Source organism: Qipengyuania pelagi (genome assembly GCF_009827295.1).
GTDB classification, from domain to species: Bacteria; Pseudomonadota; Alphaproteobacteria; order Sphingomonadales; family Sphingomonadaceae; genus Qipengyuania; species Qipengyuania pelagi.
This window is the reverse complement of record NZ_WTYD01000001.1, coordinates 999915-1011854: the sequence shown is the minus strand read 5'-3', so window position 1 is coordinate 1011854 and position 11940 is coordinate 999915. Positions and strand designations below refer to the sequence as shown.

13 protein-coding genes are annotated in these 11940 nt (G+C 65.5%); 7 read left to right on the top strand and 6 right to left on the bottom strand.

Going from position 1 to position 11940, the window contains the following annotated elements; genetic code table 11:
• Nucleotides 1–28: 28 nt before the first annotated feature.
• Nucleotides 29–745, top strand: coding sequence for a ribonuclease PH (gene rph, locus GRI47_RS04950; RefSeq protein WP_160660227.1), 717 nt, complete (start codon nt 29–31; stop codon nt 743–745).
• Nucleotides 742–1368 (top strand): RdgB/HAM1 family non-canonical purine NTP pyrophosphatase, encoded by a 627-nt coding sequence (gene rdgB, locus GRI47_RS04945; protein WP_160660226.1) that lies wholly within the window; start codon nt 742–744, stop codon nt 1366–1368. The genes rph and rdgB overlap by 4 nt, the downstream gene beginning before the upstream one ends.
• 10 nt (nt 1369–1378) lie before the next feature.
• Here the strand turns inward: rdgB and GRI47_RS04940 are convergent, their stop codons facing one another.
• Complete coding sequence (locus GRI47_RS04940) at nt 1379–1987, bottom strand: CAP domain-containing protein (protein ID WP_160660225.1); 609 nt, start codon at nt 1985–1987, stop codon at nt 1379–1381.
• A 57-nt stretch (nt 1988–2044) separates the two neighbouring features.
• Here GRI47_RS04940 and hemW point away from each other — a divergent pair, with 57 nt between their 5' ends.
• Nucleotides 2045–3196 (top strand): radical SAM family heme chaperone HemW, encoded by a 1152-nt coding sequence (hemW, locus tag GRI47_RS04935; protein WP_160660224.1) that lies wholly within the window; start codon nt 2045–2047, stop codon nt 3194–3196.
• The gene (locus GRI47_RS04930) at nt 3193–4101 is read left to right on the top strand and encodes a tyrosine-type recombinase/integrase (protein WP_160660223.1); all 909 of its coding nucleotides are present in this window, start codon (nt 3193–3195) and stop codon (nt 4099–4101) included. Before hemW ends, GRI47_RS04930 begins: the two co-directional genes overlap by 4 nt.
• On the opposite strand, the gene GRI47_RS04925 is transcribed toward GRI47_RS04930, so the two are convergent.
• The 4 genes from GRI47_RS04925 to rsmI all read right to left on the bottom strand — a co-directional run bounded on the left by GRI47_RS04925 (nt 4098) and on the right by rsmI (nt 7037).
• Nucleotides 4098–4703 (bottom strand): DedA family protein, encoded by a 606-nt coding sequence (locus tag GRI47_RS04925; RefSeq protein WP_160660222.1) that lies wholly within the window; start codon nt 4701–4703, stop codon nt 4098–4100. The genes GRI47_RS04930 and GRI47_RS04925 overlap by 4 nt on opposite strands.
• Before the next feature lie 31 nt (nt 4704–4734).
• Nucleotides 4735–5700 carry a glutathione synthase gene (gene gshB / locus GRI47_RS04920; protein ID WP_160661307.1) on the bottom strand — a complete coding sequence of 322 codons (966 nt, stop codon included), beginning with the start codon at nt 5698–5700 and terminating at the stop codon, nt 4735–4737.
• Between the two features lie 126 nt (nt 5701–5826).
• On the bottom strand, nt 5827–6177 hold the full coding sequence (locus GRI47_RS04915; RefSeq protein ID WP_160660221.1) for a YraN family protein: 351 nt from the start codon (nt 6175–6177) through the stop codon (nt 5827–5829).
• Nucleotides 6174–7037, bottom strand: a complete 864-nt coding sequence (gene rsmI / locus GRI47_RS04910; protein ID WP_160660220.1) for a 16S rRNA (cytidine(1402)-2'-O)-methyltransferase — start codon at nt 7035–7037, stop codon at nt 6174–6176. The genes GRI47_RS04915 and rsmI overlap by 4 nt, the downstream gene beginning before the upstream one ends.
• A gap of 27 nt (nt 7038–7064) precedes the next feature.
• Between rsmI and GRI47_RS04905 the strand changes: the two genes are divergently transcribed.
• The 3 genes from GRI47_RS04905 (at nt 7065) to GRI47_RS04895 (ending at nt 10676) form a co-directional block, all read left to right on the top strand.
• Nucleotides 7065–8237: a penicillin-binding protein activator gene (locus GRI47_RS04905; RefSeq protein WP_202387183.1), complete on the top strand. Its 1173-nt coding sequence runs from the start codon at nt 7065–7067 to the stop codon at nt 8235–8237.
• A 98-nt stretch (nt 8238–8335) separates the two neighbouring features.
• Entirely contained in the window at nt 8336–10312 is a 1977-nt protein-coding gene (parE, locus tag GRI47_RS04900) for a DNA topoisomerase IV subunit B (protein ID WP_160660219.1), read from the top strand.
• Nucleotides 10305–10676, top strand: coding sequence for a hypothetical protein (locus GRI47_RS04895; protein WP_160660218.1), 372 nt, complete (start codon nt 10305–10307; stop codon nt 10674–10676). The genes parE and GRI47_RS04895 overlap by 8 nt, the downstream gene beginning before the upstream one ends.
• On the opposite strand, the gene GRI47_RS04890 is transcribed toward GRI47_RS04895, so the two are convergent.
• Complete coding sequence (locus GRI47_RS04890) at nt 10673–11893, bottom strand: bifunctional alpha/beta hydrolase/OsmC family protein (RefSeq protein WP_160660217.1); 1221 nt, start codon at nt 11891–11893, stop codon at nt 10673–10675. The genes GRI47_RS04895 and GRI47_RS04890 overlap by 4 nt on opposite strands.
• Nucleotides 11894–11940: the final 47 nt, after the last annotated feature.

The following is an 11940-nucleotide window of genomic DNA, read 5'->3' as shown; positions in this document are numbered from 1 at the left end:
ATCACGTTTTCCCAATTCGGAGATTCCCATGCGACCTTCAGGACGCGCGCCCGACGAGATGCGCGCCATTTCCATCGAGACCGGTTTCACCAAGCACGCCGAAGGATCGTGCCTGATCAGTTTCGGCGAGACCAAGGTGCTGTGCAATGCCAGCATCGAAGATCGCACCCCGCCCTGGCTGCGCGGCAAGGGCGAAGGCTGGGTCACGGCGGAATATTCAATGCTGCCCCGTTCGACGCACACGCGCAGCATGCGTGAGGCGGTGAAGGGCAAGCTCGGCGGACGCACGCAGGAAATTCAACGCCTGATCGGGCGCAGCCTGCGCAGTGTGGTCGATCTCAAGAAGCTCGGCGAGCGACAGATCACGGTCGATTGCGACGTGCTTCAGGCCGATGGCGGGACCCGCACCGCCTCGATCTCCGGCGCCTGGGTTGCTTTGCGGCTCGCGGTGGATGGTTTGATGAAGCAGGGGCTCATCAAGGAAGACCCGATCACCGCCCGGATCGCCGCAATCTCCTGCGGTATCTACAAGGATACGCCGGTGCTCGACCTCGACTACCCCGAGGATTCGAATGCGGAGGCGGATGCGAATTTTGTCCTCATCGAAGGCGGCAAGATCGCCGAGGCGCAGGCTACGGCGGAAGGCGCCCCGTTCGACGAGGAAGGCCTCCTCCGCCTTCTCCGCCTCGCCCGGATCGGGTGCGACCGTATCTTCACTGCGCAGGCAGACGCGGTGCGCGCGTGAGGAGGCTCGGCTCCGGCTCGCTGGTGATCGCCACGCACAATGCGGGCAAACTCCGCGAGATCGGCGCCCTGCTGGACCCCTACGGCGTGAAATGCCTCTCCGCCGGATCGCTCGGCCTGCCCGAGCCTGCCGAAACGGGCACCACCTTCGTCGAGAACGCGCTGATCAAGGCACGTGCCTCGGCAGAAGCGTCGGGCATGGCGGCGCTGGCCGACGATAGCGGGCTTTCGGTCAAGGCGCTCGACGGGCGGCCGGGGGTCTACACCGCTGACTGGGCAGAGCGGCAATGGTTCGAGGGCGAGCCGGGGCGCGACTGGTTCATGGCGATGGGCAAGGTCGAGGGATTGCTGCGCGAGCGTGGAGACGATGTCGACCGCAGCGCCGCTTTCCATTGCGTCCTCGCCATTGCCTGGCCGGATGGAGACTTTGCCGTTTACGAAGGGATCGCGCCCGGATCGCTGACCTGGCCGCCGCGTGGCGAACTGGGCTTCGGCTACGACCCGGTCTTCGTGCCCGAAGGCCACGACCAGACCTTCGCCGAGATCGCCCCGGAGGAAAAGCACCGCATCAGCCACCGGGCCGATGCCTTTGCGAAGCTGGTGGCGGAGCAGTTCGGCAGCTAGCTGTGCGAACCTAATGCGCGCGGCGGCCCATCACATTGCCGGCGGGGAAATAGCGGCACACCAGGACGTCGTTCCCACGCGCACTCGCCACCGCGCAGCCGACCTCGCGCGTATCGCGCCAGACGATCTGGGTGTAATGGCCGACATCCGCCCAGTTTCCGGTGTTCGACACATCGGGAAAGGTGGCGTGGCGGTAATGGCGACGCTCGTCGAGGAACATGCCGACCATGCCGTCGACATCCCAACCGCCAGACGTGCCCATCCACAGATTCTCGCCCGTCCCGTTGCGGGTGCGATCGTCGGCATGTTGCAGCACGCCGCTGCGGCTCAGATAAGTCGCCCATTCTGCGGCCTCGCGTTCGAGGTGGGCATTCCAGACGAGATCGGGCACGCGCAGGCGGCGGCGTTCGGCATTGTGCAGCGCCAGAATGCGCGAAGCGTGATCGGATGTCTGGCGGACCGAATAATTTGCCTGGCGGATCCGCTGACCTCTCGCACTGTACTCGCTTGGCGCGTTACGCGCGGAGGGTGCACGCTCGCTTGCGGAAAGCGGCGCTGCCGTGGCAATAGTCAGTGCGAGAGCGCTGGCGATGGCCGCGCGAAACCCTACCCGTCCCATGGCGCCGATTTCGCCTGATCGGGATTAAGATTTGCTGAAAGGTTTGGACAGAATTCGATGGCGCGCGCGCTTTACATCCACTGGCCGTTCTGTCTGGCGAAATGCCCTTATTGCGATTTCAACAGCCATGTCCGCAGCGGCGTCGACACGGCTGCCTGGGAAGCCGCCCTGCTGGCGGATATGCGCTTCGAGGCGGAGCTAGCTGCGGGCGAACCGCTCGAGAGTATCTTCTTCGGCGGTGGCACGCCCAGCCTGATGCCACCCGAACTGGTCGCGCGCCTCTTGTCCGAAGCCGAACGATTATGGGGCTTCGCGCCCGGTATCGAAATCACGCTTGAGGCCAATCCCTCCTCGGTCGAAACGAGCAAGCTCGGTGCGCTGGCGGCGGCGGGTGTCAATCGCGTCTCGCTCGGCGTGCAGGCGCTGGACGACAATGTCCTGCGCTTCCTCGGTCGCCTCCACGATGCGAGCGAGGCTCTGGTCGCACTCGACACCGCACAGCGCCATTTCGGCCGGGTGAGTTTCGACCTTATCTACGCCCGCCCCGGACAGAGCGAGGCGCAGTGGCGCCGGGAGTTGACGCGCGCGCTCGAATTCGGGACCGGCCATCTCTCGCTCTATCAGCTCACGATCGAACCGCAGACGCGCTTCGCCACCGATGTGCGGCGCGCGATCTTCACCCCGCTCGACGATGAACGGGCCGCCGATCTCTATATACAGACGCAGGAAATGACCCGGGCGGCGGGCCTTCCCGCCTACGAGATCAGCAATCATGCTCGCCCGGGCGAGGAGAGCCGCCATAACCTCACCTATTGGCGCTATCGCGATTATGTCGGGATCGGGCCGGGCGCGCATGGGCGGCGGAGCGCCATGGCGACCATGCGCCACAAGAAGCCCGAGAACTATCTCGCCGCCGTCGCAAAGCAAGGCAACGGCGTTCAGGACGAGCGTGCGCTGGGCCAATCCGAACAGGCGAGCGAGGCGCTGTTGATGGGTCTGCGCCTTGCCGAAGGCGTCGATCTCGCATCGCTCGGTGGCCGGTTCGGGTTTGCGCCGGAGCGCCTGATCGAAGCGGACAAGCTGGCACTCCACCAAAGGCTCGGCCTCGCGCGGCGGGAAGGCGACCGGATCGTCGTCACACCCGCCGGGATGCCCCTGCTCGACGCGCTGCTCGCGGACCTCGTGCCTGCCGATCTGGTCGCCGCGTGAGCAAGGCCGATCTTCTCGAGGCGTGGCATGGGCATCTGACAAACGGGCGGCGGCGATCGCCCCACACAGTGCGTGCCTATACCGTTGCGGCGCGGCGGCTGATCGAGGCAACCGACGCGCAGGATTTCGCAACGCTCGCACAGGTCGATACGGCGCGATTGCGCAGCCATTTGGCGGAGCGGCGACAGGACGGCCTGTCGAACGCCTCGGTTGCGCGAGAATTATCGGCCCTGAAGAGCTTTCTCGGTTTCGCTCGCGAACAGGCGGGGCTGGATGAGCGCGCCGCCCCGCGCCTGCGCGGGCCGCGGATCAAGAAGGGCCTGCCACGTCCGGTCACGCCCGATGATGCCGTCGGCCTCGCTGAGACGGTGTCGGAACAGGCGCAAGTGGAATGGATCGGAGCGCGCGACCGGGCGGTGCTGTTGCTGCTCTATGGCGCCGGGCTGCGCATCGCCGAGGCGCTGTCGCTTCGCTTCGAGGATGCCCCGCTCGGCGACCGGCTGACCGTGACCGGCAAGGGCAGCAAGCAGCGCGTGGTGCCGATCCTTCCGCTCGTGCGCGATGCGGTCGCGGAGTATCTCAGGCTTCAGCCATTCGCGGTTGGACCCGAGGATGCTCTTTTTCGCGGGGCCAAGGGCGGTCCGCTATCTCAGGGGATGGTGCAGAAGGCTGTTGCACAGGCCCGGATCGCGCTTGGCCTTCCGGCAACCGCCACGCCCCATGCGCTTCGCCATAGCTTCGCGACCCACCTGTTGGGCGCGGGCGCCGATCTGCGGAGTCTTCAGGAATTGCTCGGCCATGCGAGCCTCGGCTCGACGCAGATCTACACCAAGGTGGATGCGGCGACGATGCTGGACGCCTATCGCACCGCCCATCCGCGCGCTCACTCCCGCGCCGACGACTAGCGCCTGGCGCGCGGCTTCCAGGTCATGAACCGCCAGAGATAGCCGACCACCGACAGCACGATCGTCGCGATGACGATCCCGCTCACCACCCAGCCGCTATCCCCGAAAGTGCGCGCCAGCCATTGCGTCCCGCCGATCAGGATCGCGTTCCACAGGGCCGCGCCCGCTGCGGTGAAGATGCAGAATTTCCAGGGGTTCATATGCGCCAGCCCCGCCGGAAGGCTGATCATGGTGCGCATCACCGGCGTCGTGCGCAGGATGAAGACGACCCAATGGCCGTGCCTGCGGAAGAAGTGAGACGCCGCCTCGACATCCTCCCATTCGAGTGTCAGCCAGCGCCCCCAACGATCGATGAACGGGCCGAGCCGTTCGTAGCCCCATTTGTCGCCCAGCCAGAACCAGACGTAATTTCCCGCCAGCGTTCCCGCCGTTCCGACCGCGAGAATCTCCCAGAAGGTGAACGTCCCGCGCTCGATCGCCAACGCGGCGGAGCCCATGATCGCCTCGGATGGCACGGGCGGAAAGATGTTCTCCAGCGCCATGAGCAGCGCGATCCCGAACAGTCCGAGCCGCTCGACGATGGCGACGATAATATGGTCCATGGCTCGTCTAACGGACGGGCCCGCGAATGGTTCAGGCGTTCAGGCGCCGCTCGATCGCGTCCCAGATGCGGCCTGGCGTATCGGTGCCGTTGAATTGGTCGATCGCGACGATGCCGGTCGGGCTGGTGACGTTGATCTCCGTCAGCCATTTGCCACCGATCACATCGATGCCGACGAAGACGAGGCCGCGCTTCTTCAGTTCGGGGCCCATTGCAGCGCAGATTTCCTCCTCGCGCGCGGTCAGGGTAGCGGATTCGGCATAGCCGCCCTGGGCGAGGTTGGAGCGGAATTCCCCCTCCCCCGGCTTGCGGTTGATAGCGCCGGCGAATTCTCCATCGATCAGCACGATCCGTTTGTCGCCCTCGCTCACTTCGGGGAGGAAGGGCTGGACCATATGCGCTTCGGGCCAGGTGCGATTGAAGACTTCGAACAGGGCGGACAGATTACCGCCATCGGCGTCGATCTTGAAGATCGCCTTGCCGCCGTTCCCGTGCAGCGGCTTCACGACGACCGCGCCGTGCTCGGCCTGAAAGGCGCGTACTGTATCGAGGCTGCGCGCGATCAGTGTCGGCGGCATGAAGCGCGCGTAATCGAGCACGAACATCTTTTCCGGCGCATTCACGACCTCGCGCGGATCGTTGACCACCAGAGTTTCGCCACGCAGCCGGTCGAGGATGAAGGCGGCGCTGATATAGCCGAGATCGAAGGGCGGGTCCTGCCGCATCAGAACCACGTCGATATCGCGAGCGAGATCGATCCTGCGCGGGTCCTCGGCGCGGAAATGGTCCCCTTCGACCCGCTTGACCGTGACAGGCCGCGCGATCGCCGTGATCCTCCCGCGAGGACTGCCATCGCTTTCCCAGACGAGCGAGCCGACGTCGTAATGAAACAGCGTGTGCCCACGCGCCTGTGCGGCTTCCATCAGGGCGAAGGAACTGTCGCCCGCGATCTTGATCGATCCCAGCGGGTCCATCTGGACGGCTACTCTCAAGGGCATACCAACCTCGTTTCCGTTCGTCATTACGAGCGAAGCGAAGCAATCCAGGGGCGGATGCGCGCTTGGCTCCTGAATTGCCGCGTCGCCCCGCTCCTTGCCATGACGTTCGGAGCGAAGAGCAAACCCTTACGGCTGCCAGGCGTTGGCGATGTGGCGCGGCAGGGCGCCGGGTGCAAGCAGGATCACGTCGATGCGGATATCCTCGCCCTGGGTCGCATAGTCATGCGCTACGCATTCGACCGCTGCCGCCACTCTTGCGAGGCGGCGTTCGTCGATGGCGAGATCGAGATCGGCCTTGTTGCGCCGCCATTTCACTTCGACGAAGGCGATCAGTCCGGCGCGCTTCGCCACGAGGTCGATCTCGCCGCGCGGAGTTCTCACCCGGCTCGCGAGGATGCTCCAGCCCCTGGCACGCAGCCAGAACGCGGCGCGCGTTTCGCCTTCGCGGCCGTTCTTCTCCGCCAGCTGGCGCTTCATTCGCGGCGCATCTCCAACGCGCGGGCATAGAGCGCCTTGCGGTCCTCTCCGGTCGCCTTGGCCACCTGCGCCGCGGCCTGCGAGGGTTTGAGGGTATCCAGCGCCTCCCACAGCAGCGCCTCGATATCCGCGACTGAGGAATGGGTTTCGACCGGAGGACCGATTAGCAGCACGATCTCCCCCTTGGGCGGATGCTTCTCGAACCACGCAATCAGGCCGGGGGCGAGGCCGCGGCGCAATTCCTCGTGCAGCTTGGTCAATTCACGCGCAACCGCGATCTCGCGCTCGGGAAGCGCGTCTCCGATGGCGGCCAGAGCCTTCAGAAGGCGCGGCGCGGTCTCGTAGAAGACGAGCGTGGCGTCGATCCCGGACAGATCCGTCAGCGCGTCCCGCCGCGCCTTTTCCTTGCTCGGCAGGAACCCCGCGAACAGGAAGCGATCGTTCGGCAGGCCCGACAGGGTGAGCCCGGCAATCGCCGCGCAGGGACCGGGGATCACCGTAACCGGTATCCCCTCCGCACGGCAGTCATTGACGAGGCGATAGCCGGGGTCCGACACCAGCGGCGTTCCCGCATCGCTGACCAGCGCGACTGCGCGATCCCGCATCGAATTGACCAGCCTCTCGCGATCGCGATGCTCGCTGTGATCGTCATAGCGCCAGAGCGGTTTCGACAGGCCGAGATGTTTCATCAGCTTGCCCGTCACCCGCGTATCTTCACACGCGACGCCATCGCAACGCCGCAGCACGTCCACCGCACGCAGGGTGATATCCCCAAGATTGCCAATCGGGGTCGCCACGATGTAGAGACCGGGAGAAAGAGGTTGGAGATCGGGCGCTTCGTCGGTCACGTCGACAGCCATGAACCAGGGACCGGGGACCGGGCAAGCATGAAGACATTCGCAATCACCCGCCGATTGGCCATGGCGGCCGGAAGCGCGGCCTTGCTGGGCGCCTGTTCGATCATCCCGAGGGGCGCCGATGTACCGAGCCGCCCCATCGAGAACGCCCCCCTGCCCGAACCGACCGAGACCGGACTTCCCCAGGATCGGGACCGGCATCGCATCGCCCTGCTGGTGCCGATGTCGGGCGAAAACGGCGCGGTCGGCCAGTCGATCGCCAATGCCACGACGATGGCTATCCTCGATACCAATGCGAACAATCTGCGGATCACTGCCTACGACACCGCGATCAATCCGCGCGATGCGGCGCGCCGGGCGGTGGCCGATGGCAACAAGCTGATCCTCGGCCCGCTGATGGGCGAGAATGTCGGCGCTGTCCTGTCCGAGGCCCGCCGAGCCGATGTGCCGCTGATCTCGTTCTCCAACGATGCCGCCATCGCGTCTCCCGACGTGTTCGTGATGGGGCAGATTCCCGAACAGTCGATCCGCCGCTCGGTCGAATATGCGCGCGAAGCCAAGGGTGTGCGCGATTTCGCGGTCGTCGCGCCGGATGGCGAATACGGGCGCCGCGCCGAAGCCGCCTTGCAGACCGCCGTCGCCGATTTCGGTGGGCGCGTGGTCGGAAGCGAAAGCTATGCGCGCGGCAATACCTCGGTCGTATCGGCCATGGACAGGCTGGTGGCGCGCGGCGGCTTCGGCGGGCTCCTGATCGCCGACAGCGCGCGCCTCGCCACCCAGGCGGCGGGCCGGGTGAAGCCCGGAGGCGCTGGCAACACGCTCATCATCGGCACCGAATTGTGGAGCGGGGATGCCTCCGTCACGCGGGCGTCTGCCCTGCGCGGCGCGATTTTCTCGGCTGTCTCGGACGATCGCTATCGCCGCTTCGTGGACAGTTACGAAGCGCGCTTCGGCGCTCAACCCTATCGTATTTCGACGCTCGGCTACGATGCCGTGCTGCTGACCCTGCGCGTGGCGCGCGACTGGCGCGTGGGGCGCGATTTCCCGGTTTCGCAATTGCGCGACAGCGGCGGCTTCGTGGGTCTCGACGGCCCCTTCCGCTTTGGACGCAGCGGCGTGATCGAACGCGCCTTCGAAGTGCGTGAGATCCGCAATGGCCAGGTCGTGGTGGTCGATCCCGCGCCGAACCGTTTCGACGACTGAGCCTCAAACAAGCACCAGCTCTCGCCCCTTGTCACTCGATTGGGGGCAGAGCGTGGCGCGCGCTTGTGACCTTGCTGGCTGATGGGCATATATCGCCCATGTCCGACGATCTCTTCGAAAACACCCCCGCCTCCAGCGGCGATTACGATGCTTCCTCGATCGAGGTACTCGAAGGCCTCGAACCCGTCCGCCGCCGTCCGGGTATGTATATCGGCGGGACGGACGATCGCGCCCTGCACCACCTCGTCGCCGAGGTGCTGGACAATGCGATGGACGAAGCGGTGGCGGGCCATGCCACGCGGATCGAATTGCGGCTCGATACCGGCAACCGCGTCACCGTAGTGGATAACGGGCGCGGCATTCCTGTCGCGGAGCATCCCAAGTTTCCGGGTAAATCCACGCTCGAAGTGATTTTGTCGACGCTCCATTCGGGCGGCAAATTCTCCGGCAAGGCCTATGCCACCAGCGGCGGCCTCCACGGCGTCGGCGTCAGCGTGGTGAATGCCCTGTCCTCGCACACAAGGGTCGAGGTCGCGCGCGACCGGCAGCTTTACGCGCAGGAATTTTCGAAAGGCCAGACGCTCGGCGGGATCGAGGAATTGGGCCCGACACCCAACCGGCGCGGCACCACGGTCACCTTCACGCCCGACACCGAAATCTTCGGCGACCGCAATTTCAGCGCCAAGCGGCTGTTCAAGCTCGCCCGGTCGAAAGCGTATTTGTTCGCGGGCGTCGAAATCCGCTGGAAATGCGACGAGACGCTAGCGAGCGAGGAGGTGCCCGCAGAGGCAGTGTTCAAATTCCCCGGCGGCCTTGCCGATCACCTCGCCGAACAGATCGGCGCGCGCGAATGCGTAACCGCCCAGCCCTTCACCGGCCGTCAGGATTTCGCCGACGAGGCCGGACGGGTGGAATGGGCGATCGCTTGGCCGCTCTATTCGGACGGATCGACCAGCTGGTATTGCAACACCGTCCCCACCCCCGATGGCGGTACCCACGAACAGGGCCTGCGCGCCGCACTGGTCAAGGGATTGCGCGCCTTCGGCGATCTGGTCGGTCAGAAGAAATCCAAGGACCTTTCGGCGGACGACGTGATGGTGGGCGCGGAGGTGATGCTCAGCGTCTTCATCCGCGATCCGCAGTTCCAGTCCCAGACCAAGGATCGCCTGACGAGCCCCGAAGCCGCGCGCCTCGTCGAGAATGCGGTGCGCGACCATTTCGATCATTTCCTCTCCGACAATATGGATCGCGGCAAGGCGCTGCTCGGCCAGGTAATGGAGCGGATGGACGAACGCCTGAGGCGCAAGGCCGAGCGCGAGATCAAGCGCAAGACCGCGACCAACGCCAAGAAACTGCGCCTCCCAGGCAAATTGACCGACTGTTCGGGCGAGGGAGAGGGCGAGACCGAGCTCTTCATCGTCGAAGGCGACAGCGCGGGCGGCAGCGCCAAGCAGGCGCGCAACCGCAAGACGCAGGCGATCCTGCCGATCCGCGGCAAGATCCTGAACGTCGCCAGCGCCACCGCCGACAAGATCCGCGCCAATAGCGAGATCGCGGACCTGACGCTCGCCATGGGCTGCGGCACGCGCAAAGATTGCGACCCTGAACAGCTGCGTTACGACCGGATCATCATCATGACCGATGCGGACGTGGACGGCGCGCATATCGCAACGCTCCTGATGACCTTCTTCTTCCAGGAAATGCCCGAACTGGTCCGGCAGGGGCATCTCTATCTCGCCCAGCCCCCGCTCTATCGCCTGACTGCCGGCAAGGAGAGCCGCTACGCCCGCGACGAGGCGCATCGCGCGGAACTGGAAGCCACGGTGTTCAAGGGCAAGAAGGTCGAAGTCGGACGGTTCAAGGGCCTGGGCGAGATGAACCCTAATCAGCTGCGCGAAACCACCATGGACCCCGACACCCGCAGCCTGATCCGCATAACCCTGCCCCAGGAATTCGAACAGCGCGCGGTCGTCAAGGAACTGGTCGACCAGCTGATGGGCCGCAACCCCGAACATCGCTTCAACTTCATCCAGAACAATGCGGGCGACATGGACCGCGAGATGATCGATGCGTGACGACGATTTCGCGGATGGTGAAAGAGAAGACGACATCATGGCGGGAGAGCGGCGGATTTCGCGGACCGACACCGCCCTGCCCGACTGGTACGTATCCGATGCCGTCTATCGCCCGATCCCGATCGCGTGGTTCGCGGGCGCGCTGGTCCTTCAGGTGCTTTTGCAACCGGCGATCGTGTATCTCGGCTGGGCCGGCGGATCGTCGACCGGATTCATGCTCGCTTGCGCGATCGCGACGACCGGGCTGATCTGGTACACGACACAGCGGCGCGGAATGGCGGATGCCTCGCTTGCGTGGCGCGCGTCGACGATCGTCATGCTGCTGTTCTTCCTTGCGATCAGCGTGATAGCCTTGCTGGCCTAATCCTGCTTCGCGGTGCGCGTGTGCACATGCAATTCGCCCTCCAGCGTGCGGTGGACCGGGCACATGTCGGCGATCTCCATCAGCCGTGCGCGCTGGGCGTCGTCCAGTCGATCTCCGGCGAGAGTAATCTTGCGATCGATCGACTGGACCTTGGCGTCGCTTTCCTCGCAGTGATCGCAATCCTTCGCATGGTCGCGGTCATGCGTCAGATGGATCGAGACACCTTCGAGCGGCCACTTCTTGCGATCCGCATACATCGTCATCGTCATTGCGGTGCAGGTGCCGAGCGCGCCCAGTAACAGATCGTAGGGCGTCGGGCCGCTATCGTCGCCGCCAATGCTGCGCGGCTCATCCGCGACGAACCGATGCGTCGCGGTGTGGACCTCGGTCCCGAACTTGCCATGGCCGGTCCTGACCACGACGCCTTCGTCCGGCATCGGCCAATCCTCGTCCAAGGGCATGTAGCGGTGCGCCCAGCTGGCGATGATGCTCGCCGCGAAGCGGGCATCGGTCTCGTCCAGCAGCAGGTGGTCGGCGGCCTCCAGGCTGACGAAGCTCTTGGGATGCTTGGCCGCGCCGAACAGAGCGCTGGCGTTTTCGATCCCGACCAGTTCGTCGGTTGGGGAATGCAGGAACAGCAGCGGACGACGCAGGGCCGCGACTTCGGACAGGAGGTCGACGCCTTCCACCCGCTCGATGAATTCACGGCCCAGCTGGAACGTGCGCCCTCCGATCGTCACCGCGCCCTCACCGTCCTTGCGGATCGCCGCAAGATCGCCGTCGATGCGCTGGAGGACATGGGGGACATCGGCAGGCGCGGCGATGGTCGCGATCGCCGCCACCCGGCCCAGCCCGATCTCGTCCGCCGCCGCCAGTACCGCCGCGCCGCCAAGGCTGTGGCCGACGAGCAGGATCGGCTGTGCGAACCGGTCGTGGAGATAGGCACCGACCGCAACCAGATCGGCAACATCGGTGGCGAAGCCCGCGCGGCCGAACTCTCCCTCGCTATCCCCCAGCCCGGTGAAATCGAAGCGCAAGCAGGCGATCCCCTCCGCTGCGAGCGCGCGGGCGACATGGACTGCCGCGCGGCTCTGGCGGGTGCAGGTGAAGCAATGAGCGAACAGCGCCGCCCCGCGCACCAGCCCGGTCGGCAGTTCGAGCGATCCGGCGAGTTCGTTTCCGGCGGGCGAGGTGATGGTGAGGCGTTCGGTCGGCATGGCCACTCCATTGCAGATGCGATCGCCCCCTGCCTAGACGGTTGCGC